At 64.5% G+C, this 21,962-nt stretch carries 16 protein-coding genes; 11 read left to right on the top strand and 5 right to left on the bottom strand.

Translation table 11 applies throughout. From position 1 onward, the window contains the following. The first annotated feature begins 107 nt into the window (after positions 1–107). Positions 108–2,189: a M3 family metallopeptidase gene (locus PHR85_RS06240; RefSeq protein WP_300051876.1), complete on the top strand. Its 2,082-nt coding sequence runs from the start codon at positions 108–110 to the stop codon at positions 2,187–2,189. A 48-nt stretch (positions 2,190–2,237) separates the two neighbouring features. Then, complete coding sequence (locus PHR85_RS06235; protein WP_300051873.1) at positions 2,238–3,947, top strand: S8 family peptidase; 1,710 nt, start codon at positions 2,238–2,240, stop codon at positions 3,945–3,947. Here the strand turns inward: PHR85_RS06235 and PHR85_RS06230 are convergent. Together PHR85_RS06230 and rpiA are read right to left on the bottom strand one after the other, a co-directional pair. Next, on the bottom strand, positions 3,846–4,439 hold the full coding sequence (locus PHR85_RS06230) for a rhomboid family intramembrane serine protease (protein ID WP_300051870.1): 594 nt from the start codon (positions 4,437–4,439) through the stop codon (positions 3,846–3,848). The genes PHR85_RS06235 and PHR85_RS06230 overlap by 102 nt on opposite strands. Before the next feature lie 20 nt (positions 4,440–4,459). Further along, the gene (gene rpiA, locus PHR85_RS06225; protein ID WP_300051867.1) at positions 4,460–5,146 is read right to left on the bottom strand and encodes a ribose-5-phosphate isomerase RpiA; all 687 of its coding nucleotides are present in this window, start codon (positions 5,144–5,146) and stop codon (positions 4,460–4,462) included. A 67-nt stretch (positions 5,147–5,213) separates the two neighbouring features. Between rpiA and PHR85_RS06220 the strand changes: the two genes are divergently transcribed. Both PHR85_RS06220 and ppk2 read left to right on the top strand, forming a co-directional pair. Then, entirely contained in the window at positions 5,214–6,269 is a 1,056-nt protein-coding gene (locus tag PHR85_RS06220; protein WP_300051864.1) for a quinone-dependent dihydroorotate dehydrogenase, read from the top strand. A gap of 109 nt (positions 6,270–6,378) precedes the next feature. Then, positions 6,379–7,554: a polyphosphate kinase 2 gene (ppk2, locus tag PHR85_RS06215; protein WP_300051862.1), complete on the top strand. Its 1,176-nt coding sequence runs from the start codon at positions 6,379–6,381 to the stop codon at positions 7,552–7,554. 24 nt (positions 7,555–7,578) lie between these two features. Here the strand turns inward: ppk2 and PHR85_RS06210 are convergent, their stop codons facing one another. Further along, a complete protein-coding gene (locus PHR85_RS06210) occupies positions 7,579–9,111 on the bottom strand; it encodes a methyl-accepting chemotaxis protein (protein ID WP_300051859.1) in 1,533 nt (510 codons plus the stop codon). 359 nt (positions 9,112–9,470) lie between these two features. Between PHR85_RS06210 and PHR85_RS06205 the strand changes: the two genes are divergently transcribed. From PHR85_RS06205 to PHR85_RS06185, 5 genes are read left to right on the top strand one after another with little or no spacing between them, the layout of a single operon-like run. Continuing rightward, the gene (locus tag PHR85_RS06205) at positions 9,471–11,837 is read left to right on the top strand and encodes a class I SAM-dependent DNA methyltransferase (RefSeq protein WP_300051856.1); all 2,367 of its coding nucleotides are present in this window, start codon (positions 9,471–9,473) and stop codon (positions 11,835–11,837) included. Continuing rightward, on the top strand, positions 11,831–13,123 hold the full coding sequence (locus tag PHR85_RS06200; protein ID WP_300051854.1) for an AAA family ATPase: 1,293 nt from the start codon (positions 11,831–11,833) through the stop codon (positions 13,121–13,123). Before PHR85_RS06205 ends, PHR85_RS06200 begins: the two co-directional genes overlap by 7 nt. Further along, entirely contained in the window at positions 13,120–13,800 is a 681-nt protein-coding gene (locus PHR85_RS06195) for a hypothetical protein (protein ID WP_300051851.1), read from the top strand. Before PHR85_RS06200 ends, PHR85_RS06195 begins: the two co-directional genes overlap by 4 nt. Then, positions 13,797–15,122 (top strand): restriction endonuclease subunit S, encoded by a 1,326-nt coding sequence (locus PHR85_RS06190; protein WP_300051848.1) that lies wholly within the window; start codon positions 13,797–13,799, stop codon positions 15,120–15,122. The genes PHR85_RS06195 and PHR85_RS06190 overlap by 4 nt, the downstream gene beginning before the upstream one ends. A gap of 14 nt (positions 15,123–15,136) precedes the next feature. Beyond that, positions 15,137–18,112, top strand: a complete 2,976-nt coding sequence (locus tag PHR85_RS06185; RefSeq protein ID WP_300051846.1) for a type I restriction endonuclease — start codon at positions 15,137–15,139, stop codon at positions 18,110–18,112. Positions 18,113–18,147: 35 nt separating this feature from the next. Here the strand turns inward: PHR85_RS06185 and PHR85_RS06180 are convergent, their stop codons facing one another. Further along, the gene (locus PHR85_RS06180) at positions 18,148–18,636 is read right to left on the bottom strand and encodes a disulfide bond formation protein B (protein WP_300051985.1); all 489 of its coding nucleotides are present in this window, start codon (positions 18,634–18,636) and stop codon (positions 18,148–18,150) included. Between the two features lie 109 nt (positions 18,637–18,745). Beyond that, a complete protein-coding gene (locus PHR85_RS06175; RefSeq protein WP_300051843.1) occupies positions 18,746–19,522 on the bottom strand; it encodes a ferredoxin--NADP reductase in 777 nt (258 codons plus the stop codon). 297 nt (positions 19,523–19,819) lie between these two features. Here PHR85_RS06175 and PHR85_RS06170 point away from each other — a divergent pair, with 297 nt between their 5' ends. Next, a complete protein-coding gene (locus PHR85_RS06170; protein WP_300051840.1) occupies positions 19,820–20,095 on the top strand; it encodes an oxidative damage protection protein in 276 nt (91 codons plus the stop codon). A gap of 7 nt (positions 20,096–20,102) precedes the next feature. Further along, positions 20,103–21,935 carry an FAD-dependent 5-carboxymethylaminomethyl-2-thiouridine(34) oxidoreductase MnmC gene (gene mnmC, locus PHR85_RS06165; protein ID WP_300051836.1) on the top strand — a complete coding sequence of 611 codons (1,833 nt, stop codon included), beginning with the start codon at positions 20,103–20,105 and terminating at the stop codon, positions 21,933–21,935. The last annotated feature ends 27 nt before the right edge of the window (positions 21,936–21,962 follow it).

The following is a 21,962-nucleotide window of genomic DNA, read 5'->3' as shown; positions in this document are numbered from 1 at the left end:
CAACCGCGAGGTTGGCTTTTTTGTGTGCGCACCCGGCAGCGACGGCACCCGATAATCACCCATCCAGCCACCTTGCAATCTCCCGCCACCAGCCCCAACTGCCTGACATGAACGCCACCACCGTCCCCGAATCCGTCGCCCTGAGCAGCGTCGCCAACCCGCTGCTCGACTTCGCCGACCTGCCGCTGTTCGACGCGATCCAGCCCGAGCATGTCGAGCCCGCCATCGCCCAGCTGCAACAGGCCGCCGAGCAGGCGCTCGAACAGGTCGTGGCCGCCGACTACCCGGCCGAATGGGAGGCCATGGCGCGCGTGCTCGACATAGCGACCGAGCGCCTGGGCCGGGCCTGGGGCGCGGTCAGTCACCTCAACAGCGTGGCCGACACGCCCGAGCTGCGCGCCGCCTACAACGCCGCCCTGCCTGGCATCACCGAGTTCTGGACCCGCATGGGCGCCGACGAACGGCTCTATGCCAAGTACAAGGCGATGGACCCGGCGCGACTGAACGCCGAGCAGACCCAGGCCCGCACCAACGCGCTGCGCGGCTTCGTGCTGGGCGGCGCCGAGCTGCAGGGCGAGGCCAAGGAGCGCTTTGCCTCGATCCAGGAGCGCCAGGCCGAGCTGGGCCAGAAGTTCAGCGAGAACGCGCTCGACGCGACCGATGCCTGGACCTGTTACACCAGCACCGACGAGCTCGACGGCGTGCCCGAGGACACGCGGGCCGCCACCCGCGCCGCCGCCGAAGCCGAAGGCAAGGACGGCCACAAGCTCACGCTCAAGCTGCCCTGCTACCTGCCGCTGATGCAGTTCGGCCGCAACCGCGGCCTGCGCGAGAAGCTCTACCGCGCCTACGTCACCCGCGCCAGCGACCAGGCCGAGGGCGATGCGGTCAAGTTCGACAACGGCGCCATCATCCGCGAGCTGCTGGCGCTGCGCCAGGAAGAGGCCCAGCTGCTGGGCTACCCGCATTTCGCCGCCGTCTCGCTGGTGCCCAAGATGGCGGAATCGGCTGAGCAGGTCATCGCCTTCCTGCGCGAGCTCGCCGTCAAGGCCCGCCCCTACGCCGAGCAGGACCTGGCCGACATGCGCGCGTTCGCGGCCGAGTCGCTGGGTCTCACCGACCCGCAGGCCTGGGACTGGCCCTACATCGGCGAGCAGCTGCGCCAGGCGCGCTACGCCTACAGCGAGCAGGACGTCAAGCCCTACTTCACCGCGCCCAAGGTGCTCGAGGGCCTGTTCGGCATCGTCGAGACCCTGTTCGAGGTGCAGATCCACCCCGACCAGGCGCCGGTCTGGCATCCCAGCGTCAAGTGCTTCCGACTCGAACGCTCGGGCCAGCTGATCGGCCAGTTCTACCTCGACCCGGGCGCGCGCTCGGGCAAGCGCGGCGGCGCCTGGATGGACGATGTGCGCGCGCGCTGGCTGCGCCCCGATGACGCCCGCCTGCAGACGCCGGTGGCGCAGCTGGTGTGCAACTTCTCGGAGGCCGTCGGGACCAAGCCGGCGCTGCTGACGCATGACGACGTCATCACGCTGTTCCACGAGTTCGGCCACGGCCTGCACCACCTGCTGACCCAGGTCCGGGAGCGCGATGTGTCCGGCATCAGCGGCGTCGAGTGGGACGCGGTCGAGCTGCCGAGCCAGTTCATGGAGAACTTCTGCTGGGAATGGGATGTGCTCTCGGGCATGACCGCGCATGTCGACACTGGCGCGCCGCTGCCCAGGGAGCTGTTCGACAAGATGCTGGCGGCCAAGAACTTCCAGAGCGGGCTGCAGACGCTGCGCCAGATCGAGTTCTCGCTGTTCGACATGCTGCTGCACAGCGGCGGCGCGGCGGACGGCGACTTCATGGCGCTGCAGCAGCAGGTGCGTGGCGAGGTCGCGCTGATCCAGCCGCCGGCCTACAGCCGCACGCCGCACACCTTCAGCCATATCTTCGCGGGCGGCTACGCGGCGGGCTACTACAGCTACAAATGGGCCGAGGTGCTGAGCGCCGATGCCTACGCGGCCTTCGAGGAGGCCGCACCGGCCAACGGCGGCAGCACGCTGGACCTCGAAACCGGCCGGCGCTTTAGGCGCGAGGTGCTCGAAGCCGGCGGCAGTCGGCCCGCGATGGACTCGTTCAAGGCCTTCCGTGGTCGCGAGCCAAGCATTGACGCGCTGTTGCGCCATCAGGGCATGGCGGGCTAACATCCTCGCCAGAGGGCTGGGAGGCTCTCCGGCATGGAGGGCCTCAGAATGATTCAAATCGCCAGGACCGGGCTGATCGCCTGGGGTCTGACCGCCCTGGCCGGCGCGCTGTCGCCGGCCAGCATTCAAGCAGCCGTTCACACACCCGAGTCAGCCAGCGCCAGACTGGTCATAGCCCCGGATGCACGCCTTCACCAACGCCTGATCGTCAAGCTCAGGCCGGCCCGTGCTGGCGTGGCATCGATCCAGACCCGGACCGCCGCACTCGAGATCGGCGACCTCGCCCAGCGCATGCCACCCAACGGGTCAGCGCTGGGATCGGTGCATTTTTCCCTGCACAAGTCCCTCGGCGCCGATCTGCATGTCGCCGCGACCGAGCGCCGACTGACCCGGACCGGGATGCAGCAGCTGGTCCGGCAGCTGAACCAGGACCCCAGGGTCGAATACGCCGAAATCGACGAGCCCATCTACCCCCAGTTCGTGCCCAATGACGCGTATTACGGGACGCGCCAGTGGAACCTGCAGCCACCGGCCCCGGGAATGGAAGGCGCCAGCAACCTGCCGGGCGCCTGGGATTTCGCACGGGGAGCGATTGCGTCCGGGCCGGGCGTGGTCGTCGCCGTGCTCGACACCGGGATCAGACCCCACGCCGAACTGGCAGGCCGGATATTGCCGGGCCACGATTTCGTCAGCGACCCCGACACCGCCAATGACCAGAACGGCCAATGGGACAGCGACCCGAGCGACCCCGGCGACTGGGTCAGCGGACAGGACATTGAACAGGCCGTGTTCGCGGGCTGCACGGTGAGTGCCAGCAGCTGGCACGGCACGATGATGGCCGGCACGATCGCGGCCATGGCCGACGACGGGCGGGGCATCGCGGGCATCGCACCGGCGGCCCGGATATTGCCGGTGCGGGTGTTCGGCAAGTGCGGCGGCTATGTCTCGGACGTCATTGCCGGGGTGTTCTGGGCCGTGGGTCTGGCGGTACCCGCGGTACCGTCGCGCTTCGATGCGCCAGCCATCAACCCCAACCGGGCACGCGTCATCAACCTGAGCATGGGGGCCGACGGCAGCTGCGGCAATGCCTTCCAGGAGGCCGTCGACCGGGCCCGCGAGCGAGGCGCGTTGGTGGTCGCGGCGGCGGGCAACCATGAGGGCCCGCTCGTCACGACAGCGATGAGCCAGCCCGCCAACTGCCGGGGCGTGATCTCGGTGACGGCCCATACCCGGCGCGGCGATCTGGCGTCCTACTCCAACGCCAGTCCCGACGCCACGCTCAGCGCGCCGGGTGGCGGCCAGGGCGTGAAGCGGCTGACCAACGACAACGACTCGCTCTACACGACTTCCAACAGCTACGATTTCGTGAACGGCACCAGCATTGCGGCCGCCCATGTCTCGGGAGTGGCAGCGCTGCTGCTCGGCCAGCAGCCCAACTGGACCCCCGACCAGGTTCAGGTCGCGCTGATGCAATCGGCGCGCGCCTACCCAGACAACAGCTACTGCGCGGGCGAGCGGCGCTGTGGCGCCGGCATGCTGGATGCGGCGGCGGCGGTGAACTGGCTGCAAGCCCACCCGGCGCCTGAGCTGCCGGCAGAAAACCCCAGCTCCGGCGGCGGCGGCTCGGCAGGCTGGCCCGAGCTGCTGGCCCTGCTTTCAGCCGCGTTGCTGGTGCGCTTCAAGCGAGGCCCGCGTGCGGCCTGCCAGCCGCATGAATCCGGCCGCGCACAGTCCGCCCGCCAGTCCGGCCGCGTGTGAGGGGTAATAGACCGGGAAATTCCAGGCCGTCGGCAGCCGGCCAGCCAGTTCGAGTCCGACCTTGAGCAAGAGCAGCCCGAGCAGGCCCCAGCGCCAGGGCGCGAACCTGCCAGCCGGCTCGCGCAGGACGGCCAGCGCGCCGCCCAGCCAGCCGTGCAGCGCCCCCGAGAAGCCAGCGTAGTAGGCGCAGTCGACATCGATGACGAGCCGCAGCGCGACGCCAGCCAGGGCACCCGCCAGCAGGCCCGACTGCCTCGCGCTGCCCAGCAGCGAGCGCAGCAGCCAGGCGATCAGCAGCAGCGCGGCGGCATTGGCCAGCGCGTGCGACAGGTTCAGATGCACGAACTGCGAGCTGACCGGCTCCCACCAGGCCCCTTGCACGAAGCGCGTGCGCTCGAAGCGCAGCGCGGCAGCGCCACCGGGCCAGAGCTGCAGCGCCAGCAGCAGCAACGCCGCCGCCAATGGCACCATGGCGCGCAGGCGCTGACGCACCGATGCCGCCCGCAACCGGATCAGTATTCCAGCGTCCTGACGCCGTCGTGCGTGCCGAGCAGGCAGACGCCAGCCTTCTGGAAGGCGAACAAGCCGACGGTCACGACACCGGGCCAGTTGTTGACCATGTCCTCGAAGGCCATCGGATCGTCGATCCGCAGGCCGGTCACATCGAGGATCTGCTGGCCGTTGTCGGTCACCAGCGGCGCGCCATCCTTCAGTCGCAGCGTCGCGCGGCCACCCAGCGCCTCGAACTGGCGCGCGATGCGCCGCGCCGCCATCGGGATCACCTCGACTGGCAGCGGAAAGGCGCCCAGGCGCTTGACCAGCTTGGACTCGTCGGCGATGCAGACGAACAGCCGGGACTGGGCCGCGACGATCTTTTCGCGCGTCAGCGCGGCGCCGCCGCCCTTGACCATGAAGCCGCTGGCATCGATCTCGTCGGCGCCATCGACATAGACCGACAGCTCGTCGACCTCGTTGCAGTCGAACACCGGGATGCCAATCGCCTTGAGCCGCTCGGTCGAGGCCTCGGAACTGGAGACCGCGCCCTTGATCTGGTCCTTCATGGACGCCAGCGCGGCGATGAACTTGTTGACGGTCGAGCCGGTGCCGACGCCGACGATCTCGCCGGGCCGGACGTAGCGCAGCGCGGCCTGGCCAACCAGGGTCTTGAGTTCGTCTTGGGTCAGGGAAGGATTGGTCATGGGGAAGCAATCTGGGAGAATTGACGGATGGGGCCGAATCCGGCCCGCCTAGATCCGAGATTATCCAATGTCAATGCTGCCCTACTCGCTCGCCCGCCCCTTGCTGTTCGCCATGGACCCGGAGGTCGCGCACGAGCTCACGATCGACAAGCTCGAAAAGCTCCAGCACTCGCCGCTGATGTGCCTGGCCGCTCAGCCGCGCATCGACGACCCGGTCACGCTCGCCGGCCTGCGGTTCCCCAACCGCGTCGGCCTGGCCGCCGGGCTGGACAAGAACGCGCGCTGCATCGACGCCTGGGGCGCCCTGGGCTTCGGCTTCGTCGAGGTCGGCACCGTGACCCCGAAGGGCCAGCCCGGCAACCCCAAGCCACGCATGTTCCGCCTGCCCGAGAAGAACGCGCTGATCAACCGCCTGGGCTTCAACAACGAGGGGCTCGACGCCTTCATCGCCAACGTCAAGCGCTCCCGGCTGCGCCAGAATCCGAAGCCGGGCGGCATGCTGCTGGGACTCAACATCGGCAAGAACGCCGCCACGCCGATCGAGCGCGCGACCGATGACTATCTTGTCTGCCTGGAAGGCGTCTACCCGCACGCCGACTACGTGGCGGTCAACATCTCCAGCCCCAACACCAAGAACCTGCGCGCGCTGCAGAGCGACGAGGCGCTCGACCAGCTGCTCGGCGCGCTGGCGGCCAAGCGCGCCGAGCTGGCGGACCAGCTGGGCGCCTACAAGCCGATGTTCGTCAAGATCGCGCCCGACCTCGACGAGGCCCAGGTCGCCGTGATCGCCGACACCCTGAAACGCCACGGCATGGACGGCGTGATCGCGACCAACACCACGCTGAGCCGCGAAGCGGTCAAGGGCCTGGAACACGCCGAGGAAGCCGGCGGCCTGTCGGGCGCGCCGGTGCTCGAAGCCAGCAACGCCGTGATCCGCCAGCTGCGCGCGCGGCTGGGCAAGGATTACCCCATCATCGGCGTCGGCGGCATCATGAGCGGCGCCGACGCGCTGTCCAAGATCGCGGCCGGCGCCGATGTGGTGCAGATCTACAGTGGACTGATCTACAGCGGGCCGGGGTTGGTGACCGAAGCCGCGCACGCGCTCAAGGACGGCCGCGCCTGATCATGGCGGCTAAACTGTTTCGGGCCGGCCATCGAAATGGTTTGGTCGGACATGCGATGCAATCATAAAAACGTGGCAAAATTTTTTCATCAATTTTGAAATTTTTTACATGAGCCAGACCCTGAACACCAAGCTCCCGGACGACCTTTCCGCCAACGACCTCCCCGGCCCGGACAAGACCCAGCGCGCCGCGGCCCCGGCCAAGCCGCGCGCCGTCAAGCAAGGCGATACGGCTCCCAAGCTCGAAGCGACCGCGCTAGCCCGCCATGTGCCCCAGCAAGCGACCGCGGCGGCACAGGACCAGCAACTGGCCGCCGTGCAGGGCCTGCTCGACAATCGCGAACTGGCCCCGCCGCAGCGCGCCGCCGCGCTGCGCGCCACGCTGGAAGGCGCCTCGGCCGACGACCTGGCCGTGCTGCGCCAGGCCCTGCTCGAAGAGCCGGTGCCGGTCAAGGGCCACCCCGACGACGAGCTCTCCAGCGACTGGCGCGACGGCGGCTACCCCTACAAGCACCTGATGCGGCGCTCGAGCTACGAGACGCAGAAATACCAGCTGCAAGTCGAACTGCTCAAGCTGCAGGCCTGGGTCAAGGAAACCGGCCAGCGCGTGGTGATCCTGTTCGAGGGCCGGGATGCTGCCGGCAAGGGCGGCGCGATCAAGCGCTTCATGGAGCACCTGAACCCGCGCGGCGCGCATGTGGTCGCGCTGGAGAAGCCGAGCGAGGTCGAGCGCGGCCAGTGGTATTTCCAGCGCTATGTCCAGCATCTGCCGACCGCCGGCGAGATCGTGCTGTTCGACCGCAGCTGGTACAACCGCGCGGGCGTCGAACGCGTGATGGGCTTCTGCTCGGACGCCGAATACCAGGAGTTCATGCGCCAGGTCCCCGATTTCGAGCGCCACCTGGTGCGCAGCGGCGTGCACCTGATCAAGTTCTGGTTCTCGGTCAGCCAGGCCGAGCAGCGCCGCCGCTTCAAAGAGCGCGAGGTGCATCCGCTCAAGCAGTGGAAGCTCAGCCCGGTCGACCTCGCCAGCCTCGACAAATGGGACGACTACACCCGCGCCAAGGAGGCGATGTTCTTCGAGACCGACACCGCCGATGCCCCCTGGACCGTGATCAAGAGCGACTGCAAGAAGCGCGCCCGCCTCAACGCGCTGCGCTACGTGCTGCACAAGCTCAACTACGGCAACAAGGACCTGGAGACGGTGGGCAAGCTCGACCCGCTGATCGTGGGCCGCGCCCATGTGGTCTACGAGCGCGGCGAGAAGAGCGGCGCCCTGCTCTGAGACCCAAGCCCGGCCCGGCCGGCTTCAGGACAGCGTGAAGACCGAGACGGCCTGGACCATCTGCCGCGACTGGTCCTTGAGGCTCTGCGCCGCGGCCGAGCTTTGCTCGACCAGGGCAGCGTTCTGCTGCGTCACCTGGTCCATCTCGGTCACGGCGTCGCTGACCTGGGTCACGCTGGCGCTTTGCTCGTTGATCGCGACGTTGACCTCGGCCATCAGGTCGGTCATGCGCTTGATCGCCGTGACCACGTCGGCCATCGTGGTGCCCGCCTGATCGACCAGCACGCTGCCCTGCTCGACGCGCTCGACGCTGGTCGTGATCAAGGTCTTGATTTCCTTGGCCGCCTCGGCGCTGCGCTGCGCGAGGCTGCGCACCTCGCTGGCGACCACCGCGAAGCCACGGCCCTGTTCACCCGCGCGCGCGGCCTCGACCGCCGCGTTGAGCGCGAGGATGTTGGTCTGGAACGCGATGCCGTCGATCACGTTGATGATGTCGGCGATCCTGGTCGAAGCCTCGTTGATGCCCTTCATGGTGCCGATGACCTGCTCGACCACCCGACCCCCCTGGGTGGCCACGTCGGACGCGCTGAGCGCGAGTTGAGTGGCCTGCTTGACGGTGTCGGCGTTCTGGCGCGCGGCGCCGCCGAGTTCCTCCATCGAGGCCGCGGTTTGCTCCAGCGAGCTGGCCTGCTCCTCGGTGCGCTGGCTCAGATCGAGGTTGCCCTGCGCGATCTGGCTGCTGACGCTGGCGACGCCCTCGGCGTTCAGGCGTACCTGGCTGACGACCTGCGCCAGGCTCTGGGTCATGATCTGGAGCTGCGCCAGCATGCTGCTGTTGTCGCCCGGGCGCAGCTCGACCTTGACGCTGAGGTCGCCGTTGGCGATCGAGCGCGCGAGTTCGCTCGCGGTCGTGGGCTCGCCACCGAGCTGGCCCGTGATCGAGCGCGCCACCAGCGCGCCCAGCAGCACGGTCAGCGCGATGCCAAACAGGTTGCCGCCGATCAGCCAGGCCAGCGCCCGCTGGCTGGCCTGCTGGCTCTCCTGATCGGCTTGCGCGTTGCGCTGCTTCTGCAGCTCGAGCAGCTGCTCGAGCAGGCCGAGCCAGGCATCGGTCGCGGGCGCGCCCTTCTCACGCAGCAGGGCCAGCGCCTCCTGATCGCGCTGGGTCAGGGCAAGCTCCAGCACCTGGTTGTTCAGCGATCGCGCGGCGGCGGCGGCGGCGTCGATCTGGTCGCGCAAGACCTGGCCATGCTCGCTGGCTGGCATCGCCATCAGCGCGCGGCGAGCCTGCTCATAGACTTCGCGCGCCTGGTTGAGCTTGGCCTGCTGCTCGCGCATGCCTTTTTCGTCGGTGATGAGCACCGCGTTGCGCAGGCTGACCCTGACACCATTGATGCCGTTGATCATGGTGTTGGTGTGCTCCATCCTGACGTTGTTGTCGTGAACCACCTGGTCGAGTTCCGCCTGCAGGGTCAGCAACCCGTAGACGGCTATCAGTGACAACATGACCATCAGCAGCAGGATGCCGCCAAAAGCCATGCCCAGTCGCGTGCCCACTCGAAAATTCGTGAATTTAATAGCCGACATGGAAAGCAAAAAAATAACCTGAACCCGGCGCATTCACGCTCGGATGCAGGTCTTGTTTGAAATTGGTTTTTACGGCAGTAATATTACAATCGAAAATTATGTATTTCTGATGACCGTATTTTTTATCAATTCAAACTTTGATATTGATCAAGAATCAGCAAGAGAAAAGCGCCTCGATGCGCTGATATTGCGGTCGTCAAAACATCGCAAAAAGCAGTATATTTGCAGGATAACCAATCTAAGCCCGTTCGGACGCCTGCCAAGCGCAAGGCGCCATCGCATCGATGATGCAAGACACTGGCCCATGCCCAGTGCAGAACAGAAAACCCATGGATCACTCAGTACACAACAAGATCGTCAGCTTCATCTGGTCAATCGCCGACGACTGCCTCCGGGATGTCTTCGTGCGCGGCAAGTACCGCGATGTCATCCTGCCAATGTTCGTCCTGCGCCGCCTGGACTGCCTGCTGGAGCCCGGCAAGGAAGCGGTGCTCGAAGAGGTCCGCTTCCAGCGCGAGGACGCGGAGATGGCCGACCTCGATCCGCACGGCCTGCGCGAGGCATCGGGCTACGTGTTCTACAACACCTCCCGCTTCACGCTCAAGTCGCTGCTGGGCAACCCCTCGCAACTGGAAGCCAACCTGAAGAACTACCTCGACGGCTTCTCGGACAACGTGAAGGAGATCGTCGAGAAGTTCGACCTGCGCAACCAGATCCGCAAGATGGCGCAGTCGAACGTGCTGCACGACGTGATCGAGAAGTTCGTCTCCGACGAGATCAACCTCAGCCCCCACGACCGCAAAGGCCCGGACGGGCGCCCCCAGCCGGGGCTGTCCAACCTGGGCATGGGCTACGTCTTCGAGGAACTGATCCGCAAGTTCAACGAAGAGAACAACGAGGAGGCCGGCGAACACTTCACGCCGCGTGAGGTGATCCAGCTCATGACCAATCTGGTCTTCATTCCGGTCAAGGATCAGCTGCCCAACCCGCTGACCATCTACGACCCGGCCTGCGGCAGTGGCGGCATGCTGACCGAGGCTCAGGACTTCATCATTGACCCCGAGGGCGAGATCAAGGCCAAGGTGGGCGTCTACCTCTACGGCAAGGAGGTGAACCCCGAGACCTATGCCATCTGCAAGTCCGACATGATGATCAAGGGCAACGACCCGGAGAACATCAAGTTCGGCTCCACGCTGGCGACCGACGACTTCTCGGGCACGCGCTTCGACTTCATGCTGAGCAATCCGCCCTACGGCAAGAGCTGGAAGAGCGACCAGAAGAGCATCGTCGATGGCAAGGACGTGATCGACCACCGCTTCCAGGTCAACCTGACGGAATTCACCGAAGAGGACCACGACTTCTACCCGGCGATTCCGCGCTCGTCGGATGGTCAGCTCCTGTTCATGATGGAGATGATCAACAAGATGAAGCGCCGCAGCGACAGCCCGAACGGTCGCTTCACGGGCTCGCGCATCGCTTCGGTCCATAACGGCTCGGCTCTGTTCACCGGGGATGCGGGCAGCGGCGAAAGCAACATCCGCCGCTACATCATCGAGAACGATTGCCTGGAAGCCATCATCCAGCTGCCGAACAACCTGTTCTACAACACCGGCATCACGACCTATGTCTGGGTCCTGTCCAACAACAAGGCCGAGCCACGACGGGGCAAGGTGCAGCTGATAGACGCCAGCAACCTGTACCAGAAGCTGCGCAAGAACCTGGGCGAGAAGAACTGCGAGTTCAGCGCCGAGCACCTGCAACAGATCACCCAGCTCTACCTGGAGATGCCGAACGCCGGCATTTCCAAGGTCTTCCACAACCGCGACTTCGGCTACTACAAGGTCACGGTGGAGCGTCCGCTGCGACTGGCAGCCCAGTTCAGCCCCGAGCGCATCGCCACGCTGCGCTTCACGCCGGGCCTGCAGGACAGCATGAAGTGGGTGTACGGCAAGTACGGCGACGAGGTCTACACCGACCTGAAGTTGCACGCCGAGGCCATCGAAGCCCACCTGGAGCGCGAAGAGATCACCCTTTCGCCCAAGAACCGCAAGGAACTGCTGTCCGAGTCGACCTGGCGCGAGCAGCGCGACCTGATGCAGGCCGCACAGCAACTGGCGGGGAAGATCGGCAGCGGGGAATACCTCGACTTCAACCGCTTCGAGTCCATCGTCGATGACGCGCTCAAGGCTCTCAAGCTCAAGCTGACAGCGCCGCAGCGCAAGCAGATCCTGAACGCCGTCAGCTGGCGCGACGAGCGGGCCGAGAAGGTCATCAAGAAGGTCCACAAGCTCAACGGCGCCAAGCTGGGCGAGTTGCTGGCACAGCTGAGCACCACCCGCGACAAGCTCGGTGACCATGGCTATGTGGCCACGCCGACCGGCGAATACATCGAGTACGAGCCGGACAGCGAACTGCGCGATACCGAGAACGTGCCGCTGGCACTGGACAGAAACCTGTCCGCTTCCAGCGTGATCCACGACTACTTCATGCGCGAAGTGCGCCCGCATGTGGATGAGGCCTGGATCGCGATCGACAAGACCGTGATCGGCTACGAGATCAGCTTCAACAAGTATTTCTATCAGCACAAGCCGCTGCGCAGCCTGGAAGAAGTCACGGCGGAAATCCTGGCGCTGGAGGCTGAAACCGATGGCCTGCTGAAAGCATTGGTGAGCTTCGTGGGGGGCAAGGCATGTTGAACCAGCTCACGCTGAAAGGCGTCGGCCCGGCTCAGAGGCTGGTCATCGACTTCAAATCTCGCCTGAACTTTCTGACCGGCGACAACGGCCTGGGCAAGAGCTTCGTGCTCGACATTGCCTGGTGGGCGCTGACACGGACCTGGGCACGCGGGGTCATGGCCGCACCACGCCAGGACGCGGACGATTCCAGCATCGGCTACCGCTACACGGGCAGCACCGGCGACCATGCCGGTGAACGCGTGTTCGATCATGAAACCCAGCAGTGGCTGGTCAGCCAGGGGCGTCAAGCGATCCCAGGCGTGGTGATCTATGCCGGCGTCGATGGCAGCTTCTCGGTCTGGGACCCCGCGCGCAACTACTGGAAAGGCGACAAGGATGAAGCTGCAACGCCGAACCGCCCCCGCAGCTTCGACTTCAGCCCTGAAGCGGTCTGGAACGGCTTGCAAGCCAGCGATGGCAAGACTCAGCTGTGCAATGGTCTGCTACATGACTGGGTGCTGTGGCAGGAAGCCGGCAAACCGGCCTTCGACGATCTGGTCAAGGTGCTGGATGCGCTGTCGCCATCGGGCATCGAGAAGATTCGACCTGGCACCCCGATGCGCGTGGGCGACAGCGTCAAGGATCTGCCGTCACTTCGCATGCCCTACGGTCAGGACGTGCCGTTGATTCACGCCTCGGCCGGCATGCGCAGGATTGCCGCGCTGGCGTATCTGCTGGTTTGGACCTGGCGTGAGCATCAACTGGCCTGCGAGCGTTTTCGCGTGAATCCAGCGCGCGAAATCATTTTCCTGGTGGACGAGATCGAGTGCCACCTGCACCCGCAGTGGCAGCGGCGCATCGTCCCGGCCCTGCTGAACGTGATGAACGCCCTGACAGGCAGCCGCGAGGTGCCCGTCCAGCTGCTGGCCGCCACCCATTCACCCCTGGTGCTGGCATCGGTCGAACCCAGCTTCAACCCGGAGGAGGACTGCATCTGGGACTTTGATCTGATCGACAACGAAGTTCATGCACATCTTTACCCTTGGTCACGCAAAGGCGATGTGAATGCCTGGCTGGCGTCCGAGGTGTTCAACCTGAAGGAGCCGGCTTCGGTGCAGGCGGAGGAAGCACTGGGCCTGGCCCGTGGTTTTTTACGGACGGTGGCGATGACACACAACGTACTGACCGACGAGCAAAGGCAGCAATTGCAACACATCGACGACCAACTGCGGGCCAGCCTGAGTGATGTGGATGCGTTCTGGATTCGCTGGAGCCGGTTCCGGGATCGACTGGAAGGCGGCGCATGATCCGGGTGGAGCGAGCGCCAGAGCCTGCTGACTTCGACAGCAAGGTCAGGCAGCCAGGCTTGCGGGCCATTGCCGAGATGGTAGGCAGCCCCGGATTGCCCAAGCGTCGAGGTCGGCCGAGGGAAGTGATAGCGGCATCACCAGATGAAATACCGGCTGACAAGTTTCCTCCCATCTGGACAGAGGTTTTGCCCGAACTTCTCGAAGCCTATGGCCGCGTCTGTGCCTACATGAGCTTTTACATCGAGCGCGTGACGGGCGCTGCGTCGGTGGATCACATGCTGCCAAAGTCGGTCGATTGGCACGAAATCTACGAATGGCGCAACTACCGATTGGCATGTTCGCTGATGAACAGCCGCAAGAACGACTATCAGGATGTGCTCGATCCCTTCGAGATCGATAACGGCTGGTTCCGCATGGAGTTGGTGGGGTATCAGGTGATTCCGACACCTGACCTGCCATCGGACATTCAGAAGAAGGTGCAAGCCACCATCGACCGCCTCAAGCTCAATGACTATGAATGCCTGAAGCTGCGTGAAGAATACGCAGAGGAGTTCCACCGAGGTGACATCAGCCAGGCCAGATTGCGCCGACGTGCACCGTTTCTGGCCAGGGAAATCGAGGCGAGTCGCCCGGCCACTGCGCCACGGACTGAACAGGAAGAACTACAAAAATGACTGAAAAAACTGGCGTGATGCAGCGCTACGAGAGCTACAAGCCGAGCGGCATTCAGTGGATCGAAAAGGTTCCGAGCCACTGGGGCGTTGAACGCGCCAAGTGGCTGTTCAACAGGATGGAGCGCCCCGTAAGGCCCGAAGACGATGTGGTGACGGCATTTCGGGATGGTCAAGTGACGCTGCGCACCAACCGCAGAACTGAAGGCTTCACCAATGCGATTCAAGAACATGGCTACCAAGGCATCCGCAAGGGTGACTTGGTGATCCATGCGATGGACGCCTTTGCCGGTGCGATTGGCGTTTCCGATTCAGACGGAAAATCAACGCCTGTGTATGCCGCTTGCGTTCCTCGCAGCGAGTACCCGGTCAACAGCTACTACTACGCCTATCTGCTGCGATACATGGCGCACTCTGGGTACATCGAATCTCTGTCGAAGGGTATTCGAGAGCGCTCAACCGATTTCAGGTTTACCGAGTTCCGTGAATTGCCTTTACCCATCCCGGACAAGGACGAACAAGACCGTATCGTTGCCTTCCTCGACCAGAAAACTATCGAAATTAATTCCGCGATTGCGAAGAAAGAACGTTTGATCGAGTTGCTTAACGAGCAGCGCTCTGTCCAAGTAAATCGGGCGGTGACTTTGGGTATGAATCAGTCAATTCCTTTTAGGAAAGGCGAATCTGAGTGGATCGAATCGGTCCCTGAGCACTGGAAAATAGCTCCTTTGAAGCACATCTCAACGGTACAAAGCGGTGTGACATTGGGAAAAAACCACGCACCATCCAAATCGACAAAATCTTTTCCCTACCTTCGAGTTGCCAATGTACAGGATGGGTATATCGATCTCTCCGCTATCACGGAAATCGTACTACCTATGCAAGAGGCCAAGAACTACCTCTTGCGTACAGGTGACATCCTTGTCACCGAGGGCGGCGACATTGACAAGCTTGGGCGCGGGAACTGCTGGGATGGGCAGATAGAAGAGTGCCTTCATCAGAACCACGTTTTTTCAGTCCGCATACTCAAACGCGTACGGCCAGAATTTGTTGCACTAATTACCGGCGTTTCTTACGCTCGACGCTACTTCACAACCACGGCAAACAAAACCACAAATTTGGCATCCACCAATAAGACGAAGCTCGGAAATCTACCAGTGCTAGTCCCTCCGCTGCCGGAGCAAGATGCCATCTTGGACTTCTGCAAAGGAATCAAAGCACAGTACGACGTGCTAATTAGCTCCGTTTTAAGGGAGATTTCCGCTCTCAAGGAAATGAAATCATCATTGGTCGCCAATGCTGTTTCAGGAAAAATAAAGATCTGAGGGGGGGGGGAAACATGGTCAGCCAAACCAACGAAGCCGCGCTCGAAGCGCACATCGAAAACGCCCTCACCCAGGACGGCTACCGCGTTGGCAACCCGGCTGACTTCGACCGGGAATTCGCCATCGACGGCAAGCTCTTCTGGCAGTTCCTCGAAGCCACCCAGCCCAAGGAACTGGCGAAGCTGAAGGACAGACCGAACTGGCAACGCCTGCTGCTGGAACGCCTGAACAAGAAGATCAGAAAGGACAGCGTGCTGGCGGTGCTGAAGAAGGGGCTGGACATCGACGATGCCCATTTCGACCTGCTGTACCGACTGCCCTACAACGGCCTGAACCCGGAAGTCGCAGCCCGCTTCGAGGCCAATGTCTTCAGCGTCACCCGGCAGGTGCATTACAGCCAGGGCTTTGGGAATGGCGACAGCTTCAAGTCGGTGGACATGGTGCTGTTCATCAATGGTCTGGCAGTCGCCACGCTGGAGCTGAAGAACCCGTGGACTGGCCAGAATGTCCACCATGCTGTTCGGCAGTACCGCACCGACCGTGACGCGCGCGAGCCGCTGTTCGAGTTTGGCCGCTGCCTGGTCCACTTCGCGCTGGACCCGGACGAGGCCTATATGTGTGCCCAGCTGGCCGGCAATGACAGCAATTTCCTGCCGTTCAACCAGGGCTGCAACAATGGCCGCGGCAACCCGGTCAACCCGAAAGGCCACAAGACGGCCTACCTGTGGCAGGAGATCCTGCCGCGCCGCAGCCTGAGCAACATCGTCGAGCAGTTCGCCAAGTTCACCGTCGAGAAGGACAGGAAGACCGGCAAGGAGCGCAAGGCGCTGTTCTTTCCCCGCTATCACCAGCTGGACGTGGTGCGCGGCATCCTGGCTGATGCCAAACAGCATGGCGTCGGCCAGACCTACCTGGTCCAGCATTCAGCGGGCTCGGGCAAGTCCAACTCGATCACCTGGCTGGCATACCAGCTGGTGGAGCTGTACGACATGACGGGCACGGCCAATGTATTCGATTCCGTAGTGGTGGTGACAGACCGCCGGGTGCTGGACACCCAGCTCAAGGACAACCTCAAGCTCTTTTCCGAAACCAGGAACATCGTGGCGCACTGCGAGAATGCCCAGGAGCTGAAGTACCACCTGGAGCTGGGCAAGAAAATCATCATCACCACGGTGCAGAAGTTCCCATTCATCGTGGACGGCATCGGTCAGCTGTCGGATCGCAAGTTCGGCGTGATCATCGACGAGGCGCACTCTTCCCAGTCCGGCATCGCGTCGGACAAGGTCAACGAGACCCTGGGCGGGCTGGCAGACGAAGAGGAACCCGAGGACCTGCAGGACAGGATCCTGGCGGCCATGAAGGGCCGCAAGATGAGCCGGAACGCCAGCTACTTCGCCTTCACCGCCACCCCGAAACCGGCGACGCTGGAAAAGTTCGGGCGGCAAGGCCAGGACGGGAAGTTCTACCCCTTCCACCTGTACTCGATGAAGCAGGCCATCGAGGAGAAATTCATCCTCGACGTGCTGGAGAAATACACCACCTACAAGAGCTACTACGAGGTCCGGAAATCGGTCGAGGAAAACCCGCTGTTCGACACCGCCAAGGCGCAAAAGAAGCTCAAGGCCTTCGTCGAGGCCAGCCCCAGGACCATCGAGGTGAAGGCCAGGATCATGGTCGATCACTTCATGGGCCAGGTCTGGCAGGCCAAGAAGCTCAAGGGCAAGGCGAAGGCGATGGTGGTCACGCGCAACATCGAATGCGCGATCCGCTACTTCTTCGCCATCCGTACCGCGCTGCAGGAGGCCAACGCGCCCTTCAAGGCGCTGGTGGCTTTCTCGGGCGACAAAACCATCGATGGCGTCAAGTACACCGAGGACGGACTGAACGGCATTCCGGCCCGTGACCTGCCCGACGAGTTCGAGAAGGACGACTACAAGATCCTGGTGGTCGCCAACAAGTACCTGACCGGCTTCGACGAGCCGATGCTGCACACCATGTACGTGGACAAGAAGCTGCAGGGGGTGCTCGCGGTGCAGGCGCTGTCACGCCTGAACCGCTGCAACTGGAAGCTGGGCAAGACAGACACCTTCGTGCTCGACTTCTACAACACGGTGGACGACATCAAGGCCGCGTTCGATCCGTTCTACACGGCCACGGCCCTGAGCGAGCCCACCGACGTCAACGTGCTGCACGACCTCAAGGATGTGCTGGATGACGTCGGCATCTACGACTGGTCGGAGGTGACGGACTTCAACGAGAAGTTCTTCGCCAGCGCCGAGGCCGAGGAACTGCACCCGATCATCGACGCCGTGGTGGCCCGCTTCGAGGCCGACCTCGACGACGAGCAGCGCATCGACTTCAAGATCAAGGCCAAGCAATTCGTGAAGATCTACGCCCAGGTGGCGGCCATCATCCCGTTCAACAATGTGAAGTGGGAGATGCTGCACTGGTTCCTGAAGTTCCTGATCCCCAAGCTCAAGGTGAAGGACCCGGATCAGGACAAGCTCGACGAGCTGCTGAACAGCGTGGACCTGTCCACCTACGGGCTGGAACGGTCACGGCTGGAGGTGAAGATCGGTCTCGACGATGCGGAAACGGAGCTGGAACCGCAGAACCCCAACTTGCGCGGCGTGCATTCCGGCCCCGAAGAGAAAGACCCACTCGACGAGATCGTGCGTGCCTTCAACGAACGCCACTTCGCGGGCTGGGAGGCCACGCCCGAAGAGCAGCGCGTGAAGTTCATCAACATCGCCAAGCATGTGATGAGCCACGCCGACTACAAGGCCCAGGTCGAGGACAACCCGGACCGCCAGAACCGGCAGTTGGCGCTGGAGCGGCTGATCCAGCAGGCCGTGAGTATCGAGCGGCGGCGGGAATTGGATTTGTATAAGCGGTACGCTGGCGATCCGGACTTCAAGCTAGCGTTTGATGCGAGTGTGTCGAGGCTGTTGGCATCGACCGGAACTGCTGCCTTCATGGCAGGTGGCTAGCGCCCCACGGATCGCTCTGCTCCACCCTGCTCCACTCAGCGCCGGCGCAGCAGCAGCACGGCGCCCAGCGCGGCGACCAGCATGAAGTTCAGGAACGACCAGTTGGCGATCGTCAGCCCGAGGAAGGTCCAGTCGACCGCGCTGCAGTCGCCGCTGCCACGGAACAGCATCGGGATCACGCGCTTGAGCGGAAACGACTCGATCATGCCGTAGAAGTCGCGCCCGCAGGTTGCGACCTCGGGCGGGAACCACTGCAGCCAGCTCTGGCGCGCGGCGACGAAGGCACCCGAAAGCGACAGCAGCGCCATCAGGCCGCCCATCCAGCGCGCGGCGGCGGCGGGCAGCGCAGCGCCCAGGCCAGCGACCAGAGCCACCAGGATGAACAGGTAGCGCTGCACGATGCACATCGGGCAGGGTTCGAGCCCGACCGCGTGCTGCAGGTACAGACCGAAGGCCAGCAGCGCGATGCAGCTGACCGAGATCAGCGCCAGCAGGCGGCGCGGCTTGTCAAAAATGGCTGTCAGTGCTTCCAAGTCTGTTCTCCACCGGCTACAGGGCCGGATCCACTTTCGAGTATCCAACAAAAAAGGACGACCATCAGGCCGTCCTTTTGCGCTTGAGCCGGCGTCTGGCTTACTGCTCGACGAAGGCGCGTTCGATCACGAAATCGCCCGGCGTGCTGGTGTTGCCTTCCTTGAAGCCGCGCTGCTCGCACAGTTCCTTCAGCGACTTGAGCATCTCGGGGCTGCCGCAGATCATGACGCGGTCGGTCAGGGGATTGAGGTCGGGCAGGCCGGTCTCGCGCGCGACCTGGCCGCTGGCGATCAGGTCGGGGATGCGGCCCTGGCGCTCGAAGGGCTCGCGCGTCACGGTCGGGTAGTAGATCAGCTGCTGGCTGACCATCTCGCCGAGGAATTCGTTCTGCGGCAGCTCACGCGTGATGTAGTCGCGGTAGGCCAGTTCCTTGACCTCGCGCACGCCGTGCATCAGGATGACCTTCTCGTAGCGCTCGTAGGTATCGGGGTCGCGGATGATGCTCATCCAGGGCGCCAGGCCGGTGCCGGTGCCGATCAGGTACAGGTTCTTGGCCGGCAGCAGGTAGTCGAGCAGCAGGGTGCCGGTGGGCTTGCGGCCGACCACGATCTTGTCGCCCGGCTGGATATGCTGCAGGCGGCTGGTCAGCGGGCCGTCTTGCACCTTGATGCTCAGGAACTCGAGGTGCTCCTCGTAGTTGGCGCTGGCGATGCTGTAGGCGCGCAGCAGCGGCTTGCCGTCTTCCTTGCGCAGGCCGATCATCGTGAAATGGCCGTTCGAGAAGCGCAGGGCCTGGTCGCGGGTGGTGGTGAAGCTGAACAGACGGTCGGTCCAGTGGTGAACGGTCAGAACGGTCTCTTCGAGGAATGCGCTCATGGTGTTGATGTATGCGAGGCAGGGCCGGATCGGCGCTGCCCGAGCCCTGGCGGCAATTCACCGCAGTCAGGGCAGGATGGAAACGTGGTAAGGCTGCCAGGCAGCCAAGGCCCGTAGTGTAGCGGCAGGCCGCCACGGCCGCTTGATCAGCGTCAAGCCTACTCCGGATACGGCATGCAAAGCTTGCTACAGTCTCAAGCTTGGTCAGCGGGCAGGATTGTGCCTGCGCTTGCTGCAAGGCAGAACCAATAAAATTTCATACTTTCATAACCTGAACTTCTAAAGAAGGAACGCAAGATGGCGCGCACCGTTCAATGCATCAAGCTCGGCGTCGAGGCCGAAGGCCTGGATTTCCCGCCCTACCCCGGCGAAATGGGCAAGCGCATCTGGCAGCACGTCAGCAAGCAGGCCTGGGCCGACTGGCTCAAGCACCAGACCATGCTGGTCAACGAGAACCGCCTGAACCTGGCCGACGCCCGCGCCCGCCAGTACCTGGCACGCCAGATGGAGAAGCATTTCTTTGGCGAAGGCGCCGACCAGGCCGCCGGCTACGTCCCGCCGTCCGAGGGCTGAGGCGGTCATGCGCCCTGCCAGCACCAACTCGGAGAGCCCAGCGCCAGCGGTCCCCCTGTGCTGGGCTGGCCAGCCGGTCTGGCATCAGCTTGAGATCGGCGTTGGCACGGGGCTGAACTTCCTCCAGTGCTGGCAGGTCTGGCGCGACGATGCGCGGCGGCCCGGGCGCCTGTTCTACACCGCGGTCGATCCCGAGCCGGTGGCGGTGGCCGAGCTGCTGCGCGCAGCCGCCTGCGAGCCCGAGCTGTCGGCCTTGGCTCAGCAGCTGGCAAGGCGCTGGCAGGCCCTGTTGCCGGGCGTGCATCGTTTCGCATTCGACGACGAGCGGGTGCTGCTGACGCTGTGCGTGGGCCAGGCGCAGGACTGGCTGCCGACGCTGGACGCGGCGGTCGACCAGATCTGGCTGTCCCGGCAGAACCCCGATATTGACACCCTAGACTCCCGCTCAGCTTCGACGGGCCAGGAACGTGAACAGGCCCGCATGCTGGCGCGCCTGTGCCGACCGGGCAGCCACCTGAACGGCGACCGTGCCAGTGCCGCCCTGCAAGCCGAGCTGATCGCGGCCGGCTTCGCCATTTCCGAACCACCCCCCGCAGCAGATGCCGGGCTGCAAGCCCGATACGCACCACGCTGGCAACCCCGTTCCGCGCTGCGCCCGCGCGCGGCTGCGAACGGCCGCCATGCGGTCGTGGTGGGTGGCGGACTGTCGGGCTCGGCCGTGGCCTGGAGTCTGGCCCAGCGCGGCTGGACGGTCGAGCTGCTGGACCAGGCCGCCGAACCGGCCACGGGTGCGTCCGCCCTGCCAGCCGGGCTGGTGGCGCCCCATGTGTCGCCCGACGATGCGGCACTGTCGCGCCTGACCCGCGCGGGCGTGCGGCTGACGCTGCAGCGGGCCGCCGCGCTGCTGCGCGAGGGCAAGGACTGGGCACCCAGCGGCGTGCTGGAACACCAGATCGAGGGCAAGCACAGCCTGCCGCGCGGCGAGGCCTGGCAGCGGGTCGGCGTGCAGTCCAGCCGCGCGGCCAGCCCGGATGAACTGGCGGGCGCCAGACTAAACCCCGACACCCAGGCACTCTGGCACGGCATGGCTGGCTGGCTGCGCCCGGCCCGACTGGTCAGCGCGCAGCTTGCTCACCCCAACATCCAATGGCGCGGTGACTGCAAGGTCGCGGCGCTCGCGCCGCTGGCCGAGGGCGGCTGGCGCCTGCTCGACGCGGACGGCACCGAACTGGCCCGCGCCGAGCAGGTCGTGCTCGCCTGCGCCTACGACACGCGCGGGCTGCTGCAGCGCAGCGGCCTCACCTCGCCGCCGCTCAATCCGCTGCGCGGCCAGATCAGCTGGGGCGCGATCGACGAGCTGCCCGGGTCGGTACGCGCCCTGCTGCCCACCATGCCGGTCAACGGCCACGGTTGCTTCGTCAGCGGCACGCCGGGGCCGGACGGCCGCCCGGCCTGGATCGCCGGCTCGACCTTCGAGCGCGGCGCATCAGGCGCCGACCTCAAGTCCGAGGACCAGATCGCCAACCGTGACAAGCTGATGCGCCTGCTGCCCGAACTTGGGGCGGCACTGGCGCCGGCTTTCGAGCAGGCGGGTGCCTGGGCCGGGCTGCGCTGCACGCTGCCGGACCGGGTACCGGCCGTCGGCCCGCTGGAGCCACAGGCCTGGCCGGGCCTGCATGTCTGCGCCGGCATGGGCGCGCGCGGCCTGACGCTGTCGGTGCTGAGCGGCGAGCTGCTCGCCGCGCTGCTGCATGGCGAGCCCTGGCCGGTCGAGCGCCGGCTGGCGCTGTCGCTGCTGGCGGCGCGGTTCATCAAGCCGGCACCGGCCAGGACCGCTTAAGCCGCTGCTTGGCCAGGGACTGGCGGA

The sequence above is a fragment of the Malikia sp. genome, from assembly GCF_028687635.1.
In the GTDB taxonomy this organism is placed as follows: Bacteria; Pseudomonadota; Gammaproteobacteria; order Burkholderiales; family Burkholderiaceae_C; genus Malikia.
The sequence above is the reverse complement of the archived record's forward strand: the minus strand, read 5'-3'. Positions and strand labels throughout refer to the sequence as shown.

Bases quoted from the DNA above. Each gene is read 5' to 3' on its own strand.
- PHR85_RS06235 (WP_300051873.1), top strand. From the start codon at position 2,238: ATGATTCAAATCGCCAGGACCGGGCTGATCGCCTGGGGTCTGACCGCC.
- PHR85_RS06205 (WP_300051856.1), top strand. From the start codon at position 9,471: ATGGATCACTCAGTACACAACAAGATCGTCAGCTTCATCTGGTCAATC.
- PHR85_RS06200 (WP_300051854.1), top strand. From the start codon at position 11,831: ATGTTGAACCAGCTCACGCTGAAAGGCGTCGGCCCGGCTCAGAGGCTG.
- PHR85_RS06195 (WP_300051851.1), top strand. From the start codon at position 13,120: ATGATCCGGGTGGAGCGAGCGCCAGAGCCTGCTGACTTCGACAGCAAG.
- PHR85_RS06190 (WP_300051848.1), top strand. From the start codon at position 13,797: ATGACTGAAAAAACTGGCGTGATGCAGCGCTACGAGAGCTACAAGCCG.
- ppk2 (WP_300051862.1), top strand. From the start codon at position 6,379: ATGAGCCAGACCCTGAACACCAAGCTCCCGGACGACCTTTCCGCCAAC.
- rpiA (WP_300051867.1), bottom strand. From the start codon at position 5,146: ATGACCAATCCTTCCCTGACCCAAGACGAACTCAAGACCCTGGTTGGC.
- PHR85_RS06185 (WP_300051846.1), top strand. From the start codon at position 15,137: ATGGTCAGCCAAACCAACGAAGCCGCGCTCGAAGCGCACATCGAAAAC.
- PHR85_RS06175 (WP_300051843.1), bottom strand. From the start codon at position 19,522: ATGAGCGCATTCCTCGAAGAGACCGTTCTGACCGTTCACCACTGGACC.
- PHR85_RS06220 (WP_300051864.1), top strand. From the start codon at position 5,214: ATGTCAATGCTGCCCTACTCGCTCGCCCGCCCCTTGCTGTTCGCCATG.
- PHR85_RS06170 (WP_300051840.1), top strand. From the start codon at position 19,820: ATGGCGCGCACCGTTCAATGCATCAAGCTCGGCGTCGAGGCCGAAGGC.
- PHR85_RS06240 (WP_300051876.1), top strand. From the start codon at position 108: ATGAACGCCACCACCGTCCCCGAATCCGTCGCCCTGAGCAGCGTCGCC.
- mnmC (WP_300051836.1), top strand. From the start codon at position 20,103: ATGCGCCCTGCCAGCACCAACTCGGAGAGCCCAGCGCCAGCGGTCCCC.